The sequence below is a fragment of the Lyngbya sp. CCAP 1446/10 genome, from assembly GCF_026130175.1.
Taxonomy (GTDB): Bacteria; Cyanobacteriota; Cyanobacteriia; order Cyanobacteriales; family Microcoleaceae; genus Microcoleus.
Genome location: NZ_JAIGNI010000002.1, coordinates 102,875 through 128,778 on the forward strand (window position 1 = coordinate 102,875; position 25,904 = coordinate 128,778).

The window sequence follows — 25,904 nt, forward strand, 5'->3', positions numbered from 1 at the left end:
GTGCCGTAGGTGTCGGAAAGAAGCAGGGCGTACCATCCAGAAGGGTTAGTTTTGTGGCTCGATGGAGCGATTTTTGATATTACCGAGGCGGGGGGATACCGGAGTCGGTGCGATCGAGGCTGTTTGACCAGTTTTTCACGACTAAGCCTGTGGGCAAGGGCACTGGCTTGGGATTGTCGATTTCTCACTCGATTGTAGTCGATCGCCACGGCGGCCGATTGAGCTGTATTTCGACACTGGGAGAGGGAGCGGAGTTTTTGATTGAAATTCCAGTGCGATCGAATTTAACTGGTACGAGTTCAAATGTAGGCGAATAAATTAGGAATTGGCAAGTTGACAGTTGACAGTTGACAGTTGACAGTTGACAGTTAACCTGGAAGGAAGAGGATTCGAGTAATTAATAGTCCCATACGGTTCAGTTAAGACAGTGCACGGAGAAAAACGATGTGACAAACAGACGCTGCGATTGCTTTCCCGAAGCGCAATGACAAACAGAGCTTAAGTGAACCTGATTAATAGTCTTCTTTTAATTTGTCCCTAAAAGGGAGAGGCTTTAAATCAATTCTTAGTGGTAAACAATCAATTACCAATTACCAATTACATCAAAATCGGGGAAGATTCCGACTTGCTGCTAGCGTGACAAATGCGATTTCTGCCTTCAGTTTTAGCTTGAAAAAGGGCGCTGTCAGCGCTGCGAATTAGGCTGTCTGGAGATTCCTGGGGAGAAGGAATCACAGTCGCAATGCCGCAACTCAGGGTAACGTAGAAGCCGATCGGCGATCGCGCGTGAGGCAATTTCAAACTGGCGATATCGTCGCAAATTTTCCGGGCGACAAGGTTTGCCCCTTCGGCGGTGGTATTCGGCAGCACTACTGCAAATTCTTCGCCGCCGTAGCGGGCGGCAAAATCCCCAGCCCGCTTGGTAGAAGAGGCGATCGCCCTAGCAACTTGGCGCAAACAATCGTCGCCGCCGACGTGGCCGTAAAACTCGTTGTAAAGTTTAAAAAAGTCGATGTCCAACATAATTAAAGACAGCGGCAGTTCCTCTCTTGCAAATCTGCGCCACTCCAACATCAAAACGCGATCGAACTGGCGGCGGTTGGCAATGCCCGTCAGTCCGTCAGTAGTTGCCAGTTCCTGCAATTTTTGATTCGCTATTGCGAGCTGGCGGTAAAGTTGAGATTGTTCGATCGCGATCGCCACTTGATTCGCTAAGTGCTGTAAAAAATCAATTTCCCACTGCTGCCATTCCCTGACACCGCTGCAATTGTATGCTGTCAGCATTCCCCACAAACTATTGCGATTTTCACTCCTAAAATCCGGCACACTTTTTCCCTGCGCCTGCGGTTTGCCAACAGTCAGCAGCGATATATAATCTTCTGCTGTATCTTGATTTTTTCCGGCATCCCAAACACTGCTTTTTAGTCTTTTATTTGCCGTTCCCCAGTCGCCAGATTGCCAAATTGGCACGCTTAAAACTGCTGCAATTTCACAATCTGCCAGCAACTCTTTGCAACTGCCAGACAATGCGGCAGTGCTGACATCTGCTATTGCTTGTACCGACTGGGATTCGACCAAAAAAAGGCATGACACCGCCAAAGCAGCACTAATATTTTGGTTTTCAATATAACCGTCTGGTAAACCGTCACCTGCGACGATCGCACCTTTTTGCTCTTCCCGGTCAAATTGCTCCGCCCAATCCTGACAGCGATAAATTAAAACGCGGTCTGTTTTGAGAAATTGGCGCACTTCTGCTACGGTATTTTGGAGAATGCTGGCGGTGTCTATTGACGATCGAATATGTTCGATCATTTGTCCCAACAGCCGCTGTCGGATCGCCTGCTGTCGCAATTGTTCTTCGACTTGCTGGCGTTCGATCGCGTAATGAATCGCCCGCACCAGCAGAGTTCTCTGAAATCTTCCCTTTACCAAACAATCTTGAGCGCCCGCTCGCAATACCGACAGCGCCGTATTTTCATCATTGCTATCTGTCAGCACCAGAACCGGAACTGTGGGCGATCGAGCTTTCAAAATTGCGATCGCCTCGCTTCCCCCCAAGCTGTCTGACACGGACAAGTCTAATAGTACGGCGTCAAACTTTTCAGCTTCCAGAAACGTGAGTCCCCTCTCCAGGGATGTAACAGTTTGGAGGCGAAACAGAGCCTCGCTGAATGACCCTAAAAGATCTTCGATCAGCGTCGCATCTGCGAGGTCATCCTCAACCAACAAAATTTTCAGAGATTGGTTACGTGTTAACACAACTATAGCGTTCGGAGCAGGTTGAAGGAAACTTTTTTGTTTTGAGAGCGATACTGGCGATCGGCACGAAACAACAATAATATCTTGTAAAGGCGGGTTAAGACCGGATCTTTACTAGCAGCTAGTGGAGCGCTGCTCTCACCCACCATCCCCATCAGCCAGTTTATTTTTACCTATCTACTTACTTGCGATCGGGCTATTTATTCCCCGGATATCCCCCTCGCATCCCCCGAATGGTTGCGGGGACTTTGATCAGATTCTTGTCCCCCCTTGGCAAGCTACGGTGTGCACACAAGTCAAGTTGGAAATCAAATGACGGAAAAAACGGAAATTTATTTTTTTAATCCTTGATTTTCCGTTACTTATTATCAATAAGCTAAAATTATTGATAAATAAATCTATCGTCTAAAAACTTTGCCTACTCACGATTGTGTCAGACAGAGCCAAGTTTTTAGGAATTGTGTGTACACCGTGGCCTTGGCAAGGGGCGATCGGGCTTAATAGAATCGTATTGCAGCAATATGTCGGTCTATAAAATTCAGTTTATACTCAAACTATAGCCTTTTTCAGAAAGATGAGGTATGTCTGGTAATGGGTAATTAGTAATGGGTAATTGGTCATGGGTAATTGGTCATGGGTAATTGGTAGTTCCTATAAGCTGACTGAGGTTTCTGGAGGTAAAAATAATCGCCCGCAGTGCATCTTCTTCCTAGTGATTGTAGGAGAATTTGCCATACCTCATCTTTCTGAGAACTGCTGTATCGATCTAGCCCTAAATTAAAGCTTACAGAGCCTGGGGCGGGAGCGAAACGATTACAAACCAATACTGGCATAAAGTCTTCATTACTTCCACCAATCCTTCAAAAGTGACTGGTTTGGATATAAAAGAATTCGCACCCAAGCGGTAGCAAAGCAAGATATCTCCGCTGCGGTGCGATGTAGTTAGAATCACAACCGGAATTTGTTGCAAGTTGGGGTCAGACCTCATCAAAGTTAGTGTTTCTCGCCCGTCAAGCCTCGGCATATTCAGATCCAAAAGTATCAGATCTGGTCGATGCCAATTGCTGCCAGCAGCATATTCACCGCGACGGTACAAATAGTCTAGCACTTGTTCTCCATTTTCCACAAATTCGCTACTAATTGCTAATCGAACTTCTCGCAGTGCTTCCTTCACCAAAAAGCGCGTGTCCTCATCATCGTTTGCTATTAAAATAGTAAATTTTTTATTTTCATTTTTATTTTGATAATTCACGTCTTTGCCTCACTAACGAATTTTGTGGGCGGGACTTGGAGCCGTTTCCGATCGCCTGCAAAGCATCTGTTGGCATCATCAGGCAAATCTGACCGACGACACTGAATTTGTGTTGCAGCAATTGACGATTTTTGCATAATTTGCGAAGGTTTACCACTAATACTTGTTTCACTTGGCAGTCTGTCCGAGAACCCTCAAACACCAAAGACATCAGAAATGCTTGTCCGCGAATTACTACGGAAACTACTGCATCCCAAAACAAGATCCTCTGCATACAGTTGAAACAAACTGACAAGTCTGGCGCGCACGGCTGATTTTAAGTTGTATAGGGATCGAGGTAATAGATTTATACTGCCATACGCTTGGGTTAACAGTGTTTTTTTTCGGAGATCCCCCTCGCATCCCCCTTCAGAAGGGGAACGAAAGAGAATACTCTTGTCCCCCCTTGTTAAGGGGTGTTACGGGGATCAGTCTTACCTAAACCGTATTAATTTATACTGATGGATCTTTCGCTCAATGTCATCAGTGAATATGCTACACTTTTTGAGGATTTGTGTAAAGAAACGATAAAGATTTTTACAGTTGCAGTCAAACCAGTTTCAAAAAAGAATGCAACTGCTGTCCCGCGATCCAAATCCCGATCGCCATTAGTCATTTCAAATTTTCAAATCTAAAATTGAAAATCTAAAATTGAAAATCTAAAATCGTATAAATGGCTGTTGAATGCTGCCTGCGGGCTACTGACTTCACTTTGATACAGGAATAGAAAATTGACACTCTACCGACAGGTATAGGTTCGTGTTGATAGACTTTTCTTGACAATCGTTCCGCAACTAGAACATTTTTGCCTTGTTCCACTGGCTGTTACAGTAATCGTAATTCTTCCGAATACTTTGCCGAAATATTCCATCCAGACCCGGAACATATACCAAGAAGCATCGTTAATTGATTTGGCTAGACAGCGATTTTTTACAATTTTTTTAATCCTCAAGTAGACCTAGGCTACACAGTCGTTGGACTGGATGACACCGGAGAGCTAATTTCATAGCAAAATCTTTACCAGCCTAAATCGTTTGATTTGAGTAGGTTGATAGAAGTGCAAGTCGCGCGTTCCTTTCAGCTTCAGTTTTCCAATTCCTTTTTTGTCGGTGAATGTGATAAATTTCCGATCTGACGCTAATTTCCAAACGCTAGTTTTGTATACAACTGAGCGATTCTATTTTTGAAATTGTGGAAATCCTTTCTTACCAGGATTCTTCTTTCTGCAATTGTCGTAAAATAGGGAAATTACCGACCATGTTCTTTCTGCGCTTGCTTGCCGAACCATGCTATTTAGTTCGTCACAAAACGGGAACTCTTTTGCCAAGACAGCACTAAATTTGGGCGTTGCTTAATCAGGGTATGAAATAAATAATTTTAAAATCCAGAAGCTTTGTAGACGCTGGTTTTTATGAATTGCATATTTAGCCTTTCATACCGTAAATCAGTAACGCCTAATTTCACGATGATCCATTTATTTTAAAATCGATTGAGTTAAATCCATTATCCTGTCGAGTCGGTAATCTGCCAGCAAATCTTTTAAAGCCTCAGCTAAAGTTGGATGACTTTCCCAAATGCGATCGACAATTTGAATCGCCAACTCTTCATTAACATCATTAACTGCATCGTAGAGTTCCTGCACCCAATTTCGAGGCATCTGGGCCAGCAGCGGCCAGAAAAATGAATCCGGTTTTTCGCTCACAAAATAACGCCGTAAAGCCCCGACAGGAAGCCCGGACAACTCTTGATAAATATAGCGCACTCCCAAGTAGGCAGCCATCTTATCAAACAGGATTTGTTCTTGAAAAGGTTTCCGTATAAAATCGTCGCAACCTGCGGCGATAATTTCGCCTTTTCTTTCCTCAAAAGTGCTAGCAGTCAGAGCAATAATTATAGTTTGCCGCTGATGCTGATTTTGTTTCTCTTTCTCTTTAGCTCTAATTTGTCTGACAGCTTCAAAACCGTCCATTACTGGCATTCGCGTATCCAGCCAAATTAAATCAGGCTGCCAACTTTCCCAAAGTTCAACAGCTTGGAGGCCGTTTTCCGCTTCTCGGACTTCAAAACCAATTGGTTGCAGCATTTTAACCAGCAGCAGCCGATTTTCTTGATTGTCGTCAACCGCTAAAATCCGATAAACCGGTTGATCTGCTTCTAATTGCATTACCCGTTGCAACGTCGCCACTGTTATTTCAGACGAAACAGCGGGAAATACTCGGATATTAAATTTAAAAGTGGTTCGCTCACCTAAAACACTGTCTACCCCAATATCTCCCCCCATTATTTCTACGTATTTTTTGGTAATTGTCAAACCCAATCCCGTACCGTCAGCCGCTTTTTTACCAGCTTCTGTTTGCACAAAAGCCTCAAATAACTTGTGAATTTCTCCTTCTGCTATGCCAACTCCCGTGTCTTCAATTTCAAAGCAAATTACACATTCCTCTGCCAAAGTAGAGTTAGGATAAATCTCCCATTTTCCCGACTGCTGATTGCCTTGCACGGTCGCACGCAGCCAAATACTGCCGCAGTTTTCCGTAAACTTTATGGCATTTCCCAGCAGATTGATCAAGCAGACGCGCAGCTTTTTTTCGTCAGTTTTTATATATTGCGGAACATCCGCCTGCACGAAAAATCTCAGTTGCAAATTTTTAGTTTCAGCTTTGATTTGAAACATCTCTTCGAGAGTATCGAGGAGTTGATAAAGGTCAAAGCTACTTTCATCTAAGCCAATTATCCCTGCTTCTATTTTCGACAAGTCTAAAACATCGTTAATTAGTTCCAGCAAATGTTGACCGCTGCGGTTGATAATTCGGAGATTTTCGATATTCTCGTGGCTGAGCAAAGAGTCGCGGCTCATGACTTGGGTAAAACCTAGGATGGCGTTCAAGGGAGTCCGCAATTCGTGGCTCATGTTGGCAACGAATTGACTTTTTGCTAGGGATGCAGCGGCCGCGGCTTCTTCGGCTTTTTTGCGTTCTATGATTTCTTGTTGTAGTTCGATATTGCGATCGATCAATTGTCTTTTCAGTCTTTGGATAGTCAGTTGATGTTCGATTCTCGCTAAAACTTCTGCTACATGAAACGGTTTTGTGATAAAGTCTACGCATCCAACTTTAAAGGCGGTTACTTTGTCTAATACTTCATCTAAAGCGCTGATAAAAATAATTGGAATTTCTGATGTTTTCGGATCTGATCTGAGCTGCGTACAGACTTCGTAGCCGTCCATTTCTGGCATTTTTATGTCGAGCAAAATCAGGTCGGGAGAACTAGATCGCGCGGCTCTGATTGCCATTTTGCCATTAATTACACCCTGGACTTTGTAGCCCTGATCCGACAGCGTTGCCGATAAAACTTGCAAGTTTTCTGGAGTGTCGTCAACAATTAATATGTTACCTTTATTATCTTCTGTTTGATTGCTGGTCATCGCTAGGTATTTTTTTTGCCAACTTAGGAATTGCTGAAATTATGAAAAAAATCAGTTAAATCGTTATGATAGCACTTGATCGTAAATCAACTACTTTCATATTTATATCACTTACACACACCAATCCAAGAAACTGGTTTTTTTAAGACGATAGATGCCAGTAATACCAATTGGAAAAATTATTCCTACGAAACAAATGTTGGTTGTTTTTACACGAACGAGAGTTTGTCAGGTGCGTCGTTATAAAATTGTCGATATTTCTCTGGAAATTTTTCATGGCGACGCACTCTACGACTGAATATCCATTCGTTAAATCCGTTAAATCTGTTATATAATCCGTTGCCGAACTTCCCTCAAACATTTCTAAATTCCTCAATCAAATCAATAATCCGATCGCACCGGAAGTTATGCGCCAAATCGGCGATCGCACTGCCGAAACTAGCATGAATCGGAGGAATCAACAACAGCAGCGCAAAAATCCGCTCATTATCCACCGCATCCGCAGCAGCGTACAACTCATCAACCCATTCACAAGGCATAGCTTCAAAAAATGAAGCATTCAGCGTAAAAGGCAAAGGAGGCGTTCCAGTGTGCGCGGAAACATCACCGGAAGCCACAGCATCAGAACTCGGTGAAGCTTCTCGATCGTAAACATAGCGAACTCCCAGATACTTAGCCATCTTTTCCAGAATCACTTGCTCCCGAAAAGGTTTCGCGACAAAATCATCGCAACCAGCAGACAAAATAACCGATCGCTCCTCATCAAAAGCACTCGCCGTCAGAGCAATAATCACCGTTGCTTGACCCTTCAAATGCGCTTTAATCTGTTTAGTAGCTTCATAGCCATCCATCACCGGCATCCGCATATCCATCCAAATCAAATGAGGTTCCCAACTCGACCACATCGACAGAGCTTGAAGGCCATTTTCAGCCTGCCGCACAGAAAAACCGAGGGATGACAACATTCTGAACAACAGCAAACGGCTTTCCAGGCGATCGTCCACAGCTAAAATCCTGTATTCCGGCTGTCCCGGTTCCAGGCCCACAACGCGGCGAGCGGTTTGAGCCACCTGAATTTCCACTGCATTAGGGAGCGAAACCTTAACGTCAAATCTAAAAATGCTGCCGTTACCGACACTGCTTGTCACCGTCATTTTCCCTCCCATTAACTGCACGAACTGTTTGCTGATCGGCAAGCCTAAACCTGTTCCTTCTTGAGCTTTTCTCCCGCTTTCTGTTTGCGCAAAAGGTTTAAACAAATTATCCATTTCTGCCGCAGCAATCCCCGACCCCGTGTCTTCAACTTCAAATAGCAAGCAGCAATTGTCAATTGGCGGAATCTGTCCGTGATTTTTATTTTCCAATAGTTCATGCTTAATTCTCAAATTCACACCACCTTCCGCCGTAAATTTAATCGCATTTCCCACCACATTAATCAATACTTGGCGCAACTTGCTTTCGTCTGTTTCTACATATTGAGGCACGTCGGGCGGACAATCACAAATCAACTGCAACCCTTTTTTATCTGTTTGCAACTTCAGCATTTCTTCAGTATTTTTTAGCATTTTGTGCAAGTCAAAGGTGCTGTTATTAACTGTCACCAGCCCAACTTCAATTTTTGACATTTGCAGAATATTGTTGATCAGAACGAGCAAATGTTCCCCGCTGCGGCTAATAATTCCTAAGTATTGCTGTTGGTCGGCACCGAGGGCTGTATCGCGGGTCAGCAGTTGGCTGAAACCCAGAATTGCGTTGAGGGGAGTTCGCAATTCGTGGCTCATATTCGAGAGGAATTCACTTTTCGCCTTGTTGGCTCTGTCCGCTTCTTCTTTGGCTTTTTGCAGGGCTATTTCTGCTTGTTTGCGCTCAGTAATATCGCTGGCTGTTCCTGTTGTGCCAGTGATATTTCCTTCGGCGTCCAAGCGCGCGATCGCCTTCGTATTGACATCAATCTGCCTGCCGTCTTTTCCTAATACTATACTTTCGTACTGAAAGACATCATCTCCCGTCAGCAATCGCTGCTGAAGTTCCATATTTCGGTCTATTTGTGCTGGAGCTAAGAAATCGCCAAAAGAACAGCCGAGCATTTCTTCAGGATCATAACCGTAGATTTGTTTGACTGCTTGGTTCACAAAAGTAAGGTGTCCTTCAGCATCGCAAGACCAGATAATATCTTGGGAAGTTTCAACTAAATGACGGTATTTTTCTTCGCTCTCTGCTAGGGCTATTTCTGCTAGCTTGCGGGGGGTAATATCCATCAAAGTTGTGAAGAGTTTTGTCACTTGTCCTTGTTGGTTGACAATTGCTTCTCCTCTGGATTCGATGTAGCGGATGAAGCCGCCTTCACTTGTTTGTGACAGGCGATGATCCGCAGCGATTGTCGATTCCGGGCGCAGGATGCGATATTCTAAAGTGTAGGATTGCCCGCTAGCAATAGCAGCGTCGATGGTTGTTTGCCATTTTGGGCGATCGTCTGGATGCACGTATTGCGGAAACTCAGTTAGTGTGGGCGCAGCCTGGGTTGCATCGAGACCGAAAATATGAGATAATTCTTCCGACCAAGTAGTTGTATCGGCAGAGAAATCGCATTCCCAATTCCCCAGGCGGGCGATTCTTTGCGCTGCTGCTAAAGAGGCCGCTACAGCTCGGAGTTTTTGTTCGGCTAATTTGCGATCGCTAATATCTTGAATCACAGAAATCACGCAGGTTTCGCCATGAATATCAATGATTTCTGCTGACAGCAGCCCGGTTCTGAGTTCTCCAGTTTTAGTGCGCCAATCAAATTCGTAGTTGCGAACAATTTTTTGTTCGTCTAACATTGCAAACAACTTGGCGCGGGCTGGTTTGCTTTCCCAAAGATTGAAATCAAGCGCCGTGCGATCGATAATTTCTGCTGCCGAATAACCGATTGTCTGGCAAAAAGCCTCATTAACTTCTAAATAACGACCGTCTTTAAGTCTAGCAATAGTAATCGGGTTGGGAGAAGAACGAAAAGCTTTAGCAAACTTTTCCTCAGACAAGCGCAGTTGTGCAGTCCGCTCCTCAACTAAAGTTTCCAATTCTTGATTCAGCTTTTGGAGTTGAGTATTTTGTTCAGCTAATTGCTTCTCCATAAAATAGCTGTTGACCGCTTCTTTTAAGGTCAACTTCAAATCTTCTGACTGCCAAGGCTTCGATATGTAGCGGTACAATTTAGCATATTTAATAGTATTCGCCACTGCTTCGAGGTCTGCTTGCCCCGTCAGCATAATTTTGATAGTTTTGGGCAAAATTTTGTGAATCTGCTTCAGCAATTCGTCCCCTTTCATATTCGGCATCAGGTAGTCGGAAATCAGGGCCACGATTTCGCAGCCCTCTGCCAGTAATTCATCTATTAACTCTAAAGCCTCTTCGCCGCCTTCAGCGGTTTCTAATAAATGTTCTTCTCCCAGGGCTTTTTTTAACTCAATCTTCAAACTTTCAAGGATGATAGGTTCGTCATCCACGCAAATAATCACAGGTTTATTGTTCATATTTTTGCCAAACCAGATTTTATAGTTTCTACTAATTCTTGGCTATCCCACGGCTTGTACAAACAGCGGTGCAAGTTTGCCTGCTCTTTCACCCGTTTTATTGCTACTGCGTCGGCTTGCCCGGTCAGCATGACTTTCACGATTTTGGGATATTTTTGGTGAACCAGGATCAAAAATTCATCTCCTTTAATACCCGGCATCAACCAGTCAGATACTATGACCAAAATATCGCTTTCATCTTCTTCTTGAATTTCCTCGATAATTTCCAGAGCTTCATCGGCATTTTCTGCTACTTCATAGAGGTAAACATCGCCAAATTCCTTTTTAAGTTGGATTTTTAAACTGTTTAAGATTACAACTTCATCGTCAACACACAAAATTACTGGCTTGGGCATATTTTTTTTCACTTCTATTTAATTCTTCAGGGCATTTGACCCCAGGTTTTTAATTGCCATCAGTGATTTCAATAGGCAAATATACAGTAAATTTGGTTTGACCTGGCACGCTTTCTACTTGCAGTTTACCTTGATGTTTTTCAATAATTTTCAGGACAATATCCAATCCCAAACCAGTGCCTTCTCCTGGAGGTTTAGTCGTGAAAAACGGTTCAAAAATTCTCGGCATAATCTCTGGGGGAATGCCGGGGCCGTTGTCGGTTATACTGACTGATATCGCGTTATTTTGGTGTTTGACATCAATTTTCAACACTCCTTTGTTGCCCATCGCTTGTAAAGCATTGTGAAGCAAATTTGTCCAAACTTGATTTAGTTCATCAGGATAGCATAGCACAGAGGGCAAATCAGTACCATAGTTTCTGACGACTTCCACACCGTGTTTGATTTGATAGTGGTAAAGCGTTAAAACAGTATCAATGCCCTCGGTAATATTAGCGTTCGCCTTGGAACCAGACTGGTCGTAACGAGAGTAGCTTTTCAATGCAAAAACGATTTTGGCTGCCCGATCTGTCGCAGTAGCAATATTTTTAGTGCTTTTTTGTACCGTAGCAAATTCATAGGCGATTTGTAAAATATTTGGACTTTCGCGGTCTTTCAACAAAGGTAAAAAAGGTTCTACATTATTGCAGATACCAATATCTAATAAAGTACAGGCAAGGCTGTCGGCGTCGTCAATTTTTTCTGCTTCTAATTGCCGTTGTAAACTTTTTTTCAACTGACGTTTTTCTTTACTAGATAAGGTGTCTGTTTCTTGACTTGACTTGTGCAGCAGCGCAAAAAAATCCTGCTGCCGTTCCGGGGATAGTTGCTTGAAAAATATTGGCAACTGGTGCAATTGTTCGGCCCAGAAGTCGGCGATGTTCTGCACCGAGGAGCGAATCGCCCCTAAAGGAGAATTAATTTCGTGAGCAACTCCGGCAATTAACTGTCCGAGGGCAGCCATTTTTTCAGATTGAATCAGTTCTTGTTGAGTGCGCTTCAGTTCTTCCAGCGTATGAGCTAATTCTGTATTTTTTTGGGACAATGCTGACTCTGCTAGTTTGCGATCGCTGATGTTGCGGGCAACCCAAATTACTGCATCTGTTGAGAACATAGAAATGCAGGCGGAAAACCAAATTTCGCGACCGCCAACTGCTAAGCTGTAGTCGAAATTGAGTGTTTGTTGCGTTTCTAACACTTGTTGAACTAGCATCCACCAATCATCGGGGTTGTCATCGTCAAAAAAATGTTCTATTGTCAGGCTGACTAGATCGCAATCTGGCTCATAAACTGCCGTGGTATTTGTCGGCAACACTTCTATATTGCCCTGAATGTCTAGCACGAGAACGATGTCTGTCATCGCTTCAAAAACTGCGCGGACTTTGGTTTCAGAAAAGTGTAGTTTTTCTTCTAGCAATTTGCGATCGCAAATTTTTTGCTGTAATTCTTGGTTGCTGGCTGCTAGTTGAACCGTGCGCTCTCGAACTCGCTCTTCCAGTTCGGTGTTGAGGCGGCGGACTTCAGCTTCAGCGGTGGCGCGGTCTTGTATTTCCTTCTTTAACTGACTGTTCGTGTTAATTAATTCTAAAGTTCGCTGTTTAATTTGTTCTTCTAGATTTTCATTTAATAGCCGCAACTGTTCTTCTACTTCGGTTCTCCGCAGCGCTTCTTTTTGCAATTGTTCGTTCACTTTTTTTAACTCCAGGATATTTTCGGCAACTGTTTCCTGCAAAAGCTCGACATTCGCGTGCATTTCGACCGGATCTAAGGCGTGCAGCAGGGTACTTTGGGTGATAATTCCGGCTAAATATCCTCCCTCGTCCACCACCACCAAGCGCCGGATGTGGTGCTGCTGCATGAACTGGTGAGCCTCCCACAATGTGGCTTCTCCTTGCAAAGGTATCAGCGGAAAATTCATCGCGGCGGCGGCGCGAGTGCCAGCAAAATCGAGTCCGGCAGCTTGGAATTTAACAATGTCCCATTCTGTAATTATGCCCACAGGTTTCTGCTTTTTATTGTCGCACTCATTGCAAATGACTATGCAGCTTTTGCGCTGAGTTGTCATCTGTTTTGCGACTTCTAAAACTGAGGTGCTAGTTGAGGCAACTATTACTTCTGCGGTCATAATTTCTTGGGCGCGTCGCATTTGCAGCAAGTCGCCCGCTTCCAGGATTTGACGGATGCTTTCGCCGGTGATGACGCCCAGCAAGTTTCCGCGTGCGTCTGTGAGGGACAAGTGACGGATTTTTGCCGTTAGCGCAGCCCGCCCCTACGGGGGCTACGCCAACGAAGAGGATCGCAATATGTCCAATACCTTGAAGATATTCTCCGCTTGATCGAGGGAAATGGCGATCGGTCTTTGAGTCATTACCTCAGCAATTATCATCCCTGCTAGTGGTATTTCGTTAGCAGTTATTTTCACAACATCGCGCTCCGTAAAAATGCCGATCAGTTGCTGTTCAAACGCGATCAAAACGCAACTGGCGCTCGCCTGAGTCATCGCGGCGATCGCAACTTTCAATGTGTCTGGAGGCAGCACCGGCAGTTTGGGGTCGATCGCCTGTTTTAGCAAGCTTTGGGTATCAGAAACTGTGGTTGACATGGGTAAATCAAGGGGGAGAGATCCAGGCAGAGCCCGCAATTAATACCATTTTAGATTTGATATTTGACAGTGATGGCACGCTGACCGAAATCCAGGTTTGACATCAGTCTAAAGTTGCATTTTTTGTCGCGCATCGGTATGATTTCTAGTGCGATAGGGCTAAATGGCGATCGGAATTGGCGCGGTAAAAGTCGTTGGGTGCATCTCAGTTTTGCTTTAAGAGTGAGAGTTATACGAGTTCGCACGGGCTTCTATAAGCCCGTGCGGGGACGCTCCATAACATAAAAAATGCTTTTGACAAAAATGAGATGCACCCAATTGATTGGGATTATCTCATTTTGGCATTTATAGTGCGAACTCGTATAACTCGCGATCAATAAAAGACTCGCGAGCGCTTGCGAGCTCGCACTGTCAAAAAATGCTTTTTGCATTGATTGAGATGCTCCAAAATTGATTCGATATTGTTGTAAATTCCGATGTCAACTAAAGTGTCGGCTACTGTTTCATGATTTGCCACAGAATTGTTTGATAGCTGCCGAACAAAAGCTCTTTTAATCTGGGGTTTTTCTCGGTTGAAACAGCCGCGGCTGGTATTTTGGCAGCATCGTCAGTAAATTCGAGTAGCCTTTGGGGATATTTGTGGAAAAAATCGGCGATTTCCACCTTGAGTATCTTGAAGATTGCGGGCTGTCGGTCGATCGCACTCCGCGGTAAACTAGAGATCGATCGTCACTCGTACCGCTAAACATCACGATGCCCGCAATTGTAAACAATAACCCTGCCTTTGTGCGCAAGCAGTCAAGGCAGGGTTATTATTGAGTATTCGGAATTCTGAGCGAGTAGTCCATTGCGAGCGAGGCCGGATTCGGCTAACAAGCTGTTAACTACTCACCCAATCGAGTTATTTTAGAGCTACGTTCGGCCAACATCAACACTATATAAATAGTCATTACATAACCGGCGGCCAGAATGGGAATAATTAGAGGAATATCGCGATAAATCATAATTAGAACCAAAAGTCAAGGACGAGGAGGAGGAGGGGGACAAGTTCAAGACCTACTACATTAAGTCAGCACGCAAGACTATGCCTTGGTTCTGAAGGCTACTTTTCCATATCAGGCTTCCCGGAACACTTAGGCGTTCCCGGTTAGTCGATTTTAGATTTTAGATTTTAGATTGACTCGGCAGATGAATCTGGGAGCTTCAACTAATGTCTAAAATTTTGGGATCTCCACGACGATTGTCGCGCCTTCTACCTGTTTTTGGGCGGGGTCAATAATGATTTACTGCTTTACAAATGCTTGAACAGCGTAAAACCATCCACTTTAGCTGCTTTGAGCTACCGTGCACATCTCATGCGCTAGTCTTAATTCCTGAAAGTTTTTAGCCGCGAGGAACTAAAAATCTGTCCCAGAAATTTTCGCTGCGATCGACTAACAAGGCTGGCTCTACGAAATTCTTACAGGCATCTGAAAACTACCTGCCAGCTAGGTTCAAGTACAGCCTGTACTTAATGTATAGAATTGTTTAAATCCTTAATAACTATAATAGCACAGGGTTTCTGGGATTTAGATATTTTTGATCACTGTCCTTAACAATTCGATACAATAGGGACAATCCCTCTGACAGTCGGCTACCCGCCTCTGGCAGTTGGGCCAGTCCTAGCTGGTGGCAGACAACAAATAACTGCCGATCGCCTAGATTCTTCTTCCCTATTGCAGAGAATTACCTTAAAATAAAGATATGATATGTAAAATTTTGTTACTTTACGGCTTGAGTCGGCGTATCCATGATCTCTAGCACTCTCCTATTTTCCTCGGTTGAAGAAGACCTGCGACTGTTGACAGAAAACTTGAAACAGTTAGTGGGTGCCCGTCATCCCATCTTGTACGCGGCTGCGGAATACTTATTCGGCACAAAGGGAAAACGGGTGAGACCCGCAATAGTCTTGTTGATGGCCAAGGCGACAATGCCCGATCGGGAAATCACCGAAAAACACCGCCGCCTCGCGGAAATCACCGAAATGATCCACACAGCCAGTCTAGTCCACGACGACGTGGTGGACGAGTCCGATCTGCGGCGGGGAGTACCGACGGTACACAGTCGGTTTAACAACCGAGTGGCAGTATTGGCGGGAGATTTTCTGTTTGCTCAATCGAGTTGGCACTTGGCCAATCTGGACAACCTGCCAGTAGTCAAACTGCTTTCAGAAGTGATTATGGATTTAGCTGAGGGGGAAATTCAACAGGGATTAAATGGATTTGACACCAGTTTGTCGATCGAAGCGTACTTAGAAAAAAGTTATTACAAAACAGCGTCTTTAATTGCCAACAGTTCTAAAGCAGCGGGCTGTTTGAGCGAGGTTTCAGCGGAAATAGCAGACGATTTGTACAACTACGGTCGCAACATTGGTTTAGCCTTCCAAATAGTAGATGATATATTGGATTTCACTGCTTCAACGGAAACTTTGGGGAAACCCGCAGGATCGGATCTAATCAGCGGTAATCTGACAGCGCCAGCGCTATTTGCCCTAGAAGAAAAGCCTTATTTGGAAGTTCTCATAGAACGGGAGTTCGCCCAAGAAGGAGATTTAGAGCAGGCCCTGGCACTGATAGAAGATTCTCAAGGCATAGAGCGCTCGCGAGAACTAGCCACAAATCACGCCCAAAAAGCCGTCGAATACTTGGCGGCGCTGCCCCATTCAGAGTCCCGTCAAGCCTTGATTGATTTGGCAGATTATGTTTTGAGCAGGCTGTATTAGAGGTTAAAAAGTTGCATGGTAGGGGGAATTGGTAATGGGGAATTGGTAGTGGGGAATTTCCTATTGCCAATTCATAAGAAATTGAGTTATGGCGCTTCTTAAGTGAATTCGGGAGAGCGCGAGCAATGACATATTACCGATTACCAATTACCAATTACCAATTACCGTCCAGTGCCTCATGGCCCTTGAGAAAGGCTATATTTATGCAATATCTGGCGGTGGAGCCGATCGATACTGTTGCAAGTAAAGGTTAATTAAGTCCTGCACTTGCTGGCGAGGGATTTCCGTCCCGACTTCCTGATTGCCGGGATTTTCAAAAAAAACAATGCTGTCGAGACCTTCTAGAGCGATCATCTGAAATAAAATGTGAGTGACAGGCAAAGGCACCGGCCTCACGCGATCGCCCCCAGCCGCCGCAGCGGAGGAAGCATCTTGAAAAGTAGGAAAAGCATAAATCACCTTCTTCTCCCGTCCCGGTTGCTTGAGATTGCTCAAAACCACGATCGCCCAACTTTCGTCTACCGATTGCAGGATCGAGTATTCGAGGTGCTGTAGCTGTTGGGCAATTAAAACCAGCGCCGGGGCGATCGCCTCTAAGATTTGTGGCGTCGAACCGTCAGGCGGAGCTTTGTCGATCAGCGATCGAATCTGTAGATCTAAATCCATTAGTCAGTTAATTTGAGATTTGAGTTTAAGAATTTCACGGTAACAGGTGCAGGTGCAAGTATGTGATACCTAGCACTGCCCACTATAAAATGTAAAATCCCAAATTTAACGTACCAGAGTGTGCTAATTTCAATGTGAGCTGTAAACAATCATGCGGGAAATCTGCCAGAGCGTGGAAACCATATTTCAACTGCTGTTAGACGAACTCAAAAAGTCCACTCGCGCGTCTGAGCAGAATTGCCAAGATGTAGCAGGGCGACTCGCAGCAGAAGTCACCAGGATATGCACAGAAAGTCAGCGGATTCAAGACTCAGGAGACATAGAAGGTGCAGCCGAGAGCCTCGCCCGGCACCGCTTGCAACAATGTCTCCACTATGAAAATTTAGGCTCCGGGCCCGGGCGAGTAGAATTGCACAGTACCCTCAGCGCGATCGTCTATCGCTACATCACCCCTCCCCAGGTGCAGTCTAGCTATCAGGCGCGAGTAGAACTGATCAAAGATTTCTTGCAAGGATTTTATCTGGAAGCTTTAAAGGCATTCCGGCGGGAAACCCAACTGCCACCTACCTACAGTCCCCGCACTCGCTTAGAACTAGCAGAGTACATGGCTTTTGTAGAGCGTTTCGGCAAGCGGCGCATTCCTTTGCCTCGCAACCGGAGCCAGCAACTAATTATTTTGCGGGCCCAAACCTTTTCCCAGCAACAACCCAAAGAAACCTCCGTGGATATGGAACAAGCCGCCGACGGTGGGGCTTCAGATTCCGACCAAACTTGGAACGACACCTCGGTGCACTCGGTGCGGGAAGCAATGGCGGGACAGGGTTCCTCGGCAATTCGCCCCCAAGGCGACGAGTCAGAATCTTTGCGCCAAAATGTGATTGACGAATTAGTCGCTTACTTGAAAGAGCGCAACCAACAAGAATGCGCCGATTATTTCATATTGCGCTTGCAAGACTTGCCGACTAATGAAATAGAGTCGCTTCTAAACATAACTCCGCGCCAAAGGGACTATTTGCAGCAGCGCTTCAAGTACCATTTGCTCAGGTTTGCCATGTCGCACCGCTGGGAACTGGTTCACCAGTGGCTGGAAGCAGACTTAGATCGCAATCTGGGTTTACTGCCTTCTGAGTGGCAAATTTTTGGTGAGCAAATTGGCCCAGAGGGACAGCGTTTGCTAAAGTTGAAACAACAGGGTCTGTCAGAGTCAGCGATCGCGCAAACCCTCGGCAGCACGGTAGCCCAGGTACAGAAACGGTGGTTTAAATTACTCGAACTTGCCTGGGAATTGCGAAATCGTTCAGATTCCGGAGAAGGGGCATCTACTGATGAATAACGAAACGAACAGGGATGCAGAGGCTTTCGATCGCCATTTCTTAGACTGGATATTGCAGGCGCCAATCGCGAATACCTCTAGCGAAGATCATGACAACCTCAATCAGCCCCATCCCTCAGAAGAGTGGGGCGACGAAGAGAATTCTGGGGTGGAATACTGGGAATGGGACGAACCAGACCCGCTGGATTATCAAGTGGGGGCGCACAGCAATGCACCCGCACAACCGCTGACTATTGGAGATATACCGACCGTGCAAGACCGTTTTCAGACCTTGTTAAAACAAAGGCTTAGAGCCGAAATTGAATCCAACCCGCCACTGTTCCCCTGGGAAACAGAAATCAAAAGCTACGAACACGACTACCCAGACGATGTAGCCCCCCAATGGGTTCCCCCCCTACATATCTGGACTCCCCAACTACAAAATATTAGATGGGGTCGCCTGCCAATTCCGATCGCCCAAGGGGTTTTTGCTCAACTGCTAGAACCTTGTCAGGAACTGGTAATGTCGTCGCTGCGGGAAGGTGCGAAGTTAGTTCGCGCTGTAGATAGTTTGTTTCCGGGCCAGTCTCAGGAACTTAACGAATTAGCTGGTTTTGTACTCATGGGTGCGGCCAGAGGAATTACAGCTTCTGAAGTAGAAGATTTACCGAATTACTCCGAGGCAACTACCGATCAACAAATGCTCATGTCGCTGTTGGCCGCCCGACAAATCATTGAGTCTTTAACTTTGAATTGTCCTGTAAATCAGCCCCCGGTTTCGCGGGAGTGGCTGACTGCTTTGGGCTCGCTGACTCTGCAAGCTCAATACCTATCGAACCGCAATACAGAACCACCAAGGCCGTGTTTAAGAGTTGAGTGCGAATTTCCTGGGGGAGGAAGTTTGGAACTCAAGGGAGGAGATGCCGAAGCAACTGCACATCGTCCGAATTCCGGGCATTTAAGTGTAGAGTTGTTTGACCCGCAACCTGACAAGACTTATGCTCTAGAAGTGAGATTCCAAAACTTCGATAGCCGACCTCTGATGTTTGCTATTCGTCCAACTTTGTGAAGACAAAACAGCAAATAGAAAGTTCAGTTGACAGTTGACAGTTGACAGTTGACAGTTGACAGCTACCTCTATTTGGAAGGAAGAGGATTGGAGTAATGAATAGTCTGATTTTAATTTTTGCCTACAAGGAAGAGGCTTTAAACCAATTCTTTCTGGTAAAATTAGAGTAAACAATGTATGTTTTACTCTGCGGTTTGACCTCACACAAAAACAAATGCAATCCCCCGACTTCTGTCGTGGAAAGCCAAAAATTTTAGAAATTAGTTAAAGCCCTCCCAGATTCAAAGCTGCGAGAAAATCTAAAATCTAAAATCCAAAATCTAAAATAGACTGACTTGGATGGGTGCACATGACAACTGATAACCTGCGAAAGATACCTGTTTTAGGTAAGCTGTGGGAGCAGATTGAGGCAATGCCTCCGCCGGTGATTGAGGATTCTTTACTGCTGCGAATCCTGGTTCAGTTGTTGGTAATTGTGGGAATTGTAGCTACTGACGTTGCTGCTGAAGAAAGCCTGAACCTGTGGGCTGTGCCTGTCAGTATTGTGGGAGCAACTTGGAGTTGGTATCGCCGCCGCGATCGCAATATAGCTGCTAAATTCTGCATAGCTATTGCCATGCTGGTGGCGCTGTTCGCTTTTTTTACCCGTTTGGTAGGAGAATTAAACGATACGCGGTTAGTTTTGGCGCAACTGTTAATTAACATTCAAGTCCTGCACAGCTTCGATTTGCCCCGCCGCAAGGATTTGGGCTATTCGATCGTCATCGGGCTGATTCTGTTGAGTGTAGCAGCGACGATCAGCCAAACCCTGACTTTTGGGCCGCTGCTGTTGTTGTTTTTGGCTTTAGCGCTGCCGACTTTGGTGCTAGATTATCGATCGCGCTTGGGACTATCATCGACGAAGCTAGAAAGCATTCGCGATTCGACAGAAGGTAAAGGAAAAAATAACAACTGGTCGTTATTTGCTGCTACTTTATCCCCCAAGTATTTTGGTTGGCTGCTGCTGATAACTGTCGGGTTGGGACTGAGTATTTTTGCGTTTTTGCCGCGCCTTCCGGGCTATCAATTGCGGACTTTTCCGGTGAGTGCTCCCATTCAATATCAGGGGGAGTTTGACTCGCGCAGCATTCTGAATCCGGGGTATGTCAAGGGAGGAAATCAAAAAGGAACTGGCGGAGGAAGGGGGAGAAACCCAGACAAAGGGCCAGGAGATGTGGACTCTACTTTTTATTACGGTTTCAACCAGCGCATCAATCAAAATTTGCGGGGGGAAATGAAACCTCAAGTGGTGATGCGCGTGCGATCGCAGGCGGCGGGTTTTTGGCGGGTGTTAGGCTTTGACAAATACACTGGTCAGGGTTGGGAAATTTCTCGCAACGAACAAGCTTTTAAGGTGAATCGACCTCGCTGGTCTTATCAATTTTATCTGAATCCTTTTCCCAATGCACCTCGCACTCAAGAGGTGATTCAAAGTTATACTATTCTTGCTCAGTTGCCGAATTTGATTCCGGCTTTAAGCAAGCCGAAGGAACTTTATTTTCCGACGACGGAAGTGGCGATTGATGCGGAGGGAGGTTTGCGATCGCCTGTGGAATTGGCGGATGGTTTGACATATACGGTGATTTCTAACGTACCTTTTCGCGATCGCTCTTTGTTGGGGCAAACTGGTACTAATTACCCGAAAAATGTTCGCAAGTTCTATTTGGATTTGCCGCCGAAAATTGCCGCCAAGGTGCGAGAAAAAACTGAAGAAATTTTGTTGGCGAGAACAAGAGTGGCTAAGTCGGACAGGGCGATCGATTCTCCTTACGAAAAAGCTTTGTACTTAGCTCAATATTTGAAGCAAAACCCGAACTACAAACTTGTAAAAGCTTTGCCTTATTTAGAGGAAAGTGAAGATTTAGTCGAGGGTTTTCTGTTTGGCTATCAAAACACGCAAGACGGCAAAAAAGTTACAGGCGGATATCCCGACCATTTTTCGACGGTACTGACTATTATGCTCAGATCGATCGGGATTCCGGCGCGAATGGCTGGCGGTTTCGATACGGGGGAATTCAACCCGTTTACTGGTTTGTATGTTGTGAAAAATACTGACGCTTTTTTGATGACGGAGGTATATTTTCCTAATTACGGCTGGTTCGCTTTTAATCCGATTCCCGGTTATCCGCTGATTCCGGCTTCGGTGGAAGACAACCAGACTTTTAGCGCGATCGAATCGTTTTGGAAGTGGATCGCGGGTTGGCTACCGACGCCTCTCAGAAGCGGGCTCGATTCAGTTATCGGTTTTGTGATTGGCTGGATCAGTTTGATTCTGGGCTGGTTTATGGGACAGTTTGCTAAGGGTTGGGTGGGGTTGTTTACTGGGTTGATTAGTGCGATCGGCTTTGGCTTTATTGGCTGGTTAATTTGGGAAGGTTGGCGCAAATGGCGCTACCGGCGCTGGCTAGGGAAATTGCCGCCGGTGGAGGGAGTTTATCAGCAAATGCTGAAGGATTTGGCAAGTCGGGGATTTGCCAAGCAGAAAGCTCAAACGCCTTTGGAGTATGCTGAGGCAATGCGCGGCAATCATCCAACTGATGAAGCTGAGGTAATTGAGGAAGTTTCGCAGGCTTATGTGCGCTGGAAGTATGGCGGTGAAGCGGGAAATTTGGCTCAGTTGCGGAAATTGGTGGACAATTTGAGGCGATCGCACTTGCAGAAACTCAAAAAGCGCTGGTTTTAAGCGATAAGGGTAGGAAAAAAAGCGTCGATTGCCTACCCTGTTTACAAGTTCGACTAGCTCCTATTTAGGGCTTGCTGAATAGAACTAGAAGCTATGACTGCCAAGGGTTTCAAGATTTTTAAACACAAAAAAGTGCAAGGTTATGACGTTTTTTGGCTCAAAATCCTTGGATTTCGGTGGAAAATTGTGGAGTAAAGTTGGGAACCCATCTCCGAATCTCCCATTTTTCAAGCTGTTTGACCGAAAAGCGAGACGCAAGCCCCTGGCTTTAGACATGGGGAAAAGTCGGTAGCGGTTTCAACCGCCTTCAATACTTCTTTACATACATTAATAGAATACATGAATATTGATGTTATAATTTAGAACATTGAGTAGGAATAACCGTCTACGTGTTGAGACATTCTAGTATCGGAGAAATCCCGGCAACGGGCATATTCGGCTTTGATCCGAAACAGCTAAAGGGCAAATAATGGCAGAATGTTGAGCGTACCGTAACTGTTGGCTAGTGATGGCAGGACGAAAGCGAAAAACAAACGTATACGCAACACTTGAAGAAATTCAAGCTGAGTGAGTAGCGGCGACTTGATAGCCACGAGTGAAAATCCGATTGTGGACTCTTCAAGAATCCCCGTCCCTTTAGGGCTGGGGAGTATCAAACCTAGATTCGATTTGTGGACTTTTTCAGTAAGCCCTAGCTTAGCTGTTGATTTAGCATACTAACTATTGAAAAGCCAAAATCCATACCGTGTTTACTTCCACCACTGATTCAGCAAGCCCTAGTTATATCTACGCTTCAGTGAATATACTGATTACCTTTAATAGCTATCTTGTTATACTTCTAAAATCATTACTTACTTAATGAAAAATGGTTTCAACTCAAGACCTATTTTCCCAAACAACTTGCTACATTAATGGTCACCCAAAAAACGGAGAAGTTTTAGCTGTAGCCACTTATGTACATTGTCGCCGAATATGTTTTAAATTTGAAGGAGAAAACCTAGGAACATGGCTTCCAGAATCAGCATTCGTAGGAGAAGAAATAGCACCATCATCGTCGACAAATACAACATCATCGCCACAACCCAGCGAACAAATTCTTCAGATAAATACTGAAGTCAATGCTAATCCTCAACTACGACAACTGAAGCAAGAATCTAATTCAAATGCTTGGAATAGTCTAGTTAATTGGATTGGTGAATCTATTTGTGAAATTAATTTTACTGCATCTGAATCGTCTGTTAAAAGGCTAAAGCACAGCTACCGAGACAAATCTCCCTATGAAATTGCTCATGTTCTTATTGTTCAAAAATCGTTACAAGCGGCGGGAGTGGATTTAGTTAGAGGAATTCCGAGAGCAGAAGCTGTTATCAGGGGAATAGCTAAGTACGATTTACCAGAAATCAGCAAACTATCGGCAGAAATGGTTTATCAGATTGCCGATATTTATGGATTTAATTTACAAGAACCAGAACGAAAAATTGAAGCTTTAACAGCCTTTGGTGCAGCTTTTTTGGGAGAAAGAGCTATTGAGGCAGGTATAGACTGGCTAAAGTATGGCATGATTCCCAGTAAAATAATAAGTGCTTCTGCTAAAGCCCTCATGATTTATGCAGTAGGAAATGCAGCTTGTAAGTTCTATGAAGCCAAACTTAATCAACATATTAACCCATTAACTTCGCCAACAATTATAAATAAAATTAGGGAACAAAGTCAACACTATTTAGATAACGCTACTTCCGAAGAAGGAATCGTTGCTCTGATTTCTAGCGAAATCAATACGGCTTTGACCATAGACTATACTAGACTCAGTAGTTTACTAAAAGTGGGAGAATGGAAAAAAGCAGACCAAGAAACCTGTGACATCGTAGTAAAGATAGCTAACCGTGATTTTGAGCAAAATTTGAGAATCTTGCCCATTGAGGATTTACGCACTATCAATCAACTTTGGTCACAGAATAGTAATGGACATTTTGGTTTTAAGGCGCAAAAACAAATTTATTTGGATGTGTCAAAAAAAGTAGGCGATTTTGGAGAAAAGATGGGCTGGCGAGGAAAAGCAGGTTTATTTGGTGGCGTTTTTGGTTGGAAATCCTATGATGATTTAAACTTCAACTTAAAATATGCTCCTAAAGGGCATTTGCCAGCTTTTCCCTTAAATATATCTTGGTGGTACCACTCAGGTGAAGCAACGAGAGATTTTGCCCAATCAATTTTAGAGAGAAATGATTGGTAAAGAGTGATAAATAAAGCTGCATATTTCAGGGAATAAGCCTCTACCAATATCCAGCTTTATTGTCTGTGCTTCCTTCTCTACCCGTCATTATTTAAGCAATGCTTAACCTAGGATAATTTCCGTCAAGCTTCAAGATTTAGGGCAACAAAACGAAACCACGATCGATCGCCCTGACGGGGTGACAACAAGAGTCAAAAGTTCGATATAATCAAGGACATAGCCTTCCAACCCCTTTGAAAAAATGGCAGCTTGTCGCAACCTTCAATTCAGGGATGCCGTTAACAAGGCAGCAAAAATTTTGCTCAACCAGGGGTTGGGTTTTTCGTTTGGGAATACCATCTGCGATGCGGATAAGAGGACTTGAACCTCCACTCCTTTCGGAACCAGAACCTAAATCTGGCGCGTCTGCCAATTTCGCCATATCCGCATTTTGACATTCAACTATCCTAACACACAACATAGCGATATGTCAACATCGAGAAACCCGGTCATTTTTGGACACCGGGTTCAATGATGAGTTATTGCCACAGGAATTTTCCCAATTTCTGACTCGTCACTTAGTTTTGCCCGATCGCCTTCCAGGTGATTTCGTCCACCACGCCATCAGTCGTCAAACCCTTAGACTCCTGAAATTTCTTGACAGCCGTAGCAGTGCGAGCGCCAAAAATGCCGTCAATCGGGCCCGGCTCGTAACCCTGTATTTCCAAACGCACCTGTAGCGTCTTCACCTTGGAACCAGCAGCACCTTTAGTCAGAGCAGTTGCAGGATTGCCACGAACAGGAGCGCTGTTCTGAGTTGGAGCATTGCTCTGAATTGAATCGCTGTTCTGAATTGGAGCATCGCTCTGCAATTTTTCAGGAGCCCGCGCCGGATCTGCTGCTAAAGCTGTCCAAGTTTGTTTATCCACGATCCCGTCGGAGTTCAAGCTTTTAGACTTCTGAAAAGAACTGACAGCAGATGTGGTGCGAGAACCATAGGAACCGTCGATCGTCCCGATCGCAAAACCGTGAACTTGCAACCGCTGCTGTATGGCCGCAACTTCTGGGCCGTCTGCTCCTGCTGAGATAGTTTTTTCCTTTCTGACAGGCTTTTGCTCCCCTGCATAAAAAGGCTTGTTAAACATATCTCCTTGGGAATTCGCATCGGGCTGTACCGACGCACCTGGATCGGCGGGAGCTGTAAAGTCTCTGCGATACTGTTGTTCCTGCACAAAGGGTTTGGACTCGAAGGCTGCATTTGCCTTTTTAGTCAGCCCTGGAGCGAGCAGAGCGAGCAAGCTGAAAATCGTAACAGTAGTTACACGCATAAGTTTGATCCTGTTGCTAAAGTTTGACAAGGTTTCCCTGTTTTCATGTTTCTCAATCTCATTGTATTACCCGGATAGCTTTCTAAGAAATATCTTTCCAAGCCTTTAGAAGTTCGGCAATGGGACAGCAGCAGTCAGGAGTTGCTAGTTGGAAGTTACGAATTGGAAGTAGGGGCCGTTTCGGGCGATTCCTCAAAAACCGGGTTTTTGAGGAGATGTTTCGTTACCAAAGCCAATATTGTCGTAGAAACTGGATTTTTTAGCGTAAGTCCTATTGTACAAAACCTGCTCTCCTTCACAAATCTTTACTAG

At 44.8% G+C, this 25,904-nt stretch carries 18 protein-coding genes, 1 tRNA gene and 2 pseudogenes; 8 read left to right on the forward strand and 13 right to left on the reverse strand.

Annotation, left to right across the window (positions count from 1 at the left end):
• Nucleotides 1-86: 86 nt before the first annotated feature.
• Nucleotides 87-317 (forward strand): annotated as a pseudogene (locus K4039_RS01560) (sensor histidine kinase); the annotation flags it as partial.
• A 280-nt stretch (nt 318-597) separates the two neighbouring features.
• Here K4039_RS01560 and K4039_RS01565 read toward each other — a convergent pair.
• Nucleotides 598-2,259, reverse strand: coding sequence for a diguanylate cyclase domain-containing protein (locus K4039_RS01565; RefSeq protein ID WP_265233360.1), 1,662 nt, complete (start codon nt 2,257-2,259; stop codon nt 598-600).
• 619 nt (nt 2,260-2,878) lie between these two features.
• Here K4039_RS01565 and K4039_RS01570 point away from each other — a divergent pair.
• Nucleotides 2,879-3,040, forward strand: a complete 162-nt coding sequence (locus K4039_RS01570) for a hypothetical protein (RefSeq protein WP_265233361.1) — start codon at nt 2,879-2,881, stop codon at nt 3,038-3,040.
• 3 nt (nt 3,041-3,043) lie between these two features.
• Here the strand turns inward: K4039_RS01570 and K4039_RS01575 are convergent, their stop codons facing one another.
• From K4039_RS01575 to K4039_RS01590, 4 genes and pseudogenes are all read right to left on the reverse strand, one after another.
• Nucleotides 3,044-3,511 (reverse strand): response regulator, encoded by a 468-nt coding sequence (locus tag K4039_RS01575; RefSeq protein ID WP_265233362.1) that lies wholly within the window; start codon nt 3,509-3,511, stop codon nt 3,044-3,046.
• Complete coding sequence (locus K4039_RS01580; RefSeq protein WP_265233363.1) at nt 3,495-3,785, reverse strand: hypothetical protein; 291 nt, start codon at nt 3,783-3,785, stop codon at nt 3,495-3,497. Before K4039_RS01580 ends, K4039_RS01575 begins: the two co-directional genes overlap by 17 nt.
• Nucleotides 3,786-4,292: 507 nt before the next feature.
• A pseudogene (locus K4039_RS01585) lies at nt 4,293-4,901 on the reverse strand (zinc ribbon domain-containing protein); the annotation flags it as partial.
• Between the two features lie 123 nt (nt 4,902-5,024).
• Nucleotides 5,025-6,974 carry a response regulator gene (locus K4039_RS01590; protein WP_265233364.1) on the reverse strand — a complete coding sequence of 650 codons (1,950 nt, stop codon included), beginning with the start codon at nt 6,972-6,974 and terminating at the stop codon, nt 5,025-5,027.
• 154 nt (nt 6,975-7,128) lie between these two features.
• On the opposite strand from K4039_RS01590, the gene K4039_RS01595 reads away from it, so the two are divergent.
• On the forward strand, nt 7,129-7,272 hold the full coding sequence (locus tag K4039_RS01595) for a hypothetical protein (RefSeq protein WP_265233365.1): 144 nt from the start codon (nt 7,129-7,131) through the stop codon (nt 7,270-7,272).
• Nucleotides 7,273-7,327: 55 nt separating this feature from the next.
• Here K4039_RS01595 and K4039_RS01600 read toward each other — a convergent pair whose 3' ends face one another.
• From K4039_RS01600 to K4039_RS01620, 5 genes are all read right to left on the reverse strand, one after another.
• Entirely contained in the window at nt 7,328-10,486 is a 3,159-nt protein-coding gene (locus tag K4039_RS01600) for a PAS domain S-box protein (RefSeq protein WP_265233366.1), read from the reverse strand.
• Entirely contained in the window at nt 10,483-10,881 is a 399-nt protein-coding gene (locus K4039_RS01605; RefSeq protein WP_265233367.1) for a response regulator, read from the reverse strand. The genes K4039_RS01600 and K4039_RS01605 overlap by 4 nt, the downstream gene beginning before the upstream one ends.
• A gap of 49 nt (nt 10,882-10,930) precedes the next feature.
• Nucleotides 10,931-13,156 (reverse strand): ATP-binding protein, encoded by a 2,226-nt coding sequence (locus tag K4039_RS01610; protein ID WP_265233368.1) that lies wholly within the window; start codon nt 13,154-13,156, stop codon nt 10,931-10,933.
• 42 nt (nt 13,157-13,198) lie between these two features.
• Nucleotides 13,199-13,522 (reverse strand): CBS domain-containing protein, encoded by a 324-nt coding sequence (locus tag K4039_RS01615; RefSeq protein WP_265233369.1) that lies wholly within the window; start codon nt 13,520-13,522, stop codon nt 13,199-13,201.
• A gap of 495 nt (nt 13,523-14,017) precedes the next feature.
• A complete protein-coding gene (locus K4039_RS01620) occupies nt 14,018-14,185 on the reverse strand; it encodes a hypothetical protein (protein ID WP_265233370.1) in 168 nt (55 codons plus the stop codon).
• 1,126 nt (nt 14,186-15,311) lie between these two features.
• Here K4039_RS01620 and sds point away from each other — a divergent pair.
• Nucleotides 15,312-16,283 carry a solanesyl diphosphate synthase gene (gene sds, locus K4039_RS01625; protein WP_265233371.1) on the forward strand — a complete coding sequence of 324 codons (972 nt, stop codon included), beginning with the start codon at nt 15,312-15,314 and terminating at the stop codon, nt 16,281-16,283.
• Nucleotides 16,284-16,484: 201 nt separating this feature from the next.
• Here sds and K4039_RS01630 read toward each other — a convergent pair whose 3' ends face one another.
• Nucleotides 16,485-16,949, reverse strand: a complete 465-nt coding sequence (locus K4039_RS01630; RefSeq protein WP_265233372.1) for a hypothetical protein — start codon at nt 16,947-16,949, stop codon at nt 16,485-16,487.
• A gap of 151 nt (nt 16,950-17,100) precedes the next feature.
• On the opposite strand from K4039_RS01630, the gene hetZ reads away from it, so the two are divergent.
• From hetZ to K4039_RS01650, 4 genes are all read left to right on the forward strand, one after another.
• On the forward strand, nt 17,101-18,282 hold the full coding sequence (hetZ, locus tag K4039_RS01635) for a heterocyst differentiation protein HetZ (RefSeq protein ID WP_265233373.1): 1,182 nt from the start codon (nt 17,101-17,103) through the stop codon (nt 18,280-18,282).
• Nucleotides 18,275-19,330, forward strand: a complete 1,056-nt coding sequence (locus tag K4039_RS01640) for a hypothetical protein (protein ID WP_265233374.1) — start codon at nt 18,275-18,277, stop codon at nt 19,328-19,330. The genes hetZ and K4039_RS01640 overlap by 8 nt, the downstream gene beginning before the upstream one ends.
• A gap of 349 nt (nt 19,331-19,679) precedes the next feature.
• On the forward strand, nt 19,680-22,052 hold the full coding sequence (locus tag K4039_RS01645) for a DUF3488 and DUF4129 domain-containing transglutaminase family protein (RefSeq protein WP_265233375.1): 2,373 nt from the start codon (nt 19,680-19,682) through the stop codon (nt 22,050-22,052).
• A gap of 865 nt (nt 22,053-22,917) precedes the next feature.
• Nucleotides 22,918-24,285 carry a GUN4 domain-containing protein gene (locus K4039_RS01650; RefSeq protein ID WP_265233376.1) on the forward strand — a complete coding sequence of 456 codons (1,368 nt, stop codon included), beginning with the start codon at nt 22,918-22,920 and terminating at the stop codon, nt 24,283-24,285.
• A gap of 345 nt (nt 24,286-24,630) precedes the next feature.
• Here the strand turns inward: K4039_RS01650 and K4039_RS01655 are convergent.
• Together K4039_RS01655 and K4039_RS01660 are read right to left on the reverse strand one after the other, a co-directional pair.
• Nucleotides 24,631-24,712 (reverse strand) — tRNA-Leu (locus K4039_RS01655).
• Nucleotides 24,713-24,842: 130 nt separating this feature from the next.
• The gene (locus K4039_RS01660) at nt 24,843-25,592 is read right to left on the reverse strand and encodes a peptidoglycan-binding protein (protein ID WP_265233377.1); all 750 of its coding nucleotides are present in this window, start codon (nt 25,590-25,592) and stop codon (nt 24,843-24,845) included.
• Nucleotides 25,593-25,904 lie beyond the last annotated feature (312 nt).

What these genes read in the sequence shown, in the direction of transcription:
- K4039_RS01570 (WP_265233361.1), top strand. Translation starts at nt 2,879, where the DNA reads ATGGGTAATTGGTCATGGGTAATTGGTAGTTCCTATAAGCTGACTGAG.
- K4039_RS01580 (WP_265233363.1), bottom strand. Translation starts at nt 3,785, where the DNA reads ATGCAGAGGATCTTGTTTTGGGATGCAGTAGTTTCCGTAGTAATTCGC.
- K4039_RS01590 (WP_265233364.1), bottom strand. Translation starts at nt 6,974, where the DNA reads ATGACCAGCAATCAAACAGAAGATAATAAAGGTAACATATTAATTGTT.
- K4039_RS01595 (WP_265233365.1), top strand. Translation starts at nt 7,129, where the DNA reads ATGCCAGTAATACCAATTGGAAAAATTATTCCTACGAAACAAATGTTG.
- K4039_RS01600 (WP_265233366.1), bottom strand. Translation starts at nt 10,486, where the DNA reads ATGAACAATAAACCTGTGATTATTTGCGTGGATGACGAACCTATCATC.
- K4039_RS01605 (WP_265233367.1), bottom strand. Translation starts at nt 10,881, where the DNA reads ATGCCCAAGCCAGTAATTTTGTGTGTTGACGATGAAGTTGTAATCTTA.
- K4039_RS01615 (WP_265233369.1), bottom strand. Translation starts at nt 13,522, where the DNA reads ATGTCAACCACAGTTTCTGATACCCAAAGCTTGCTAAAACAGGCGATC.
- sds (WP_265233371.1), top strand. Translation starts at nt 15,312, where the DNA reads ATGATCTCTAGCACTCTCCTATTTTCCTCGGTTGAAGAAGACCTGCGA.
- K4039_RS01630 (WP_265233372.1), bottom strand. Translation starts at nt 16,949, where the DNA reads ATGGATTTAGATCTACAGATTCGATCGCTGATCGACAAAGCTCCGCCT.
- hetZ (WP_265233373.1), top strand. Translation starts at nt 17,101, where the DNA reads ATGCGGGAAATCTGCCAGAGCGTGGAAACCATATTTCAACTGCTGTTA.
- K4039_RS01640 (WP_265233374.1), top strand. Translation starts at nt 18,275, where the DNA reads ATGAATAACGAAACGAACAGGGATGCAGAGGCTTTCGATCGCCATTTC.
- K4039_RS01645 (WP_265233375.1), top strand. Translation starts at nt 19,680, where the DNA reads ATGACAACTGATAACCTGCGAAAGATACCTGTTTTAGGTAAGCTGTGG.
- K4039_RS01650 (WP_265233376.1), top strand. Translation starts at nt 22,918, where the DNA reads ATGGTTTCAACTCAAGACCTATTTTCCCAAACAACTTGCTACATTAAT.
- K4039_RS01660 (WP_265233377.1), bottom strand. Translation starts at nt 25,592, where the DNA reads ATGCGTGTAACTACTGTTACGATTTTCAGCTTGCTCGCTCTGCTCGCT.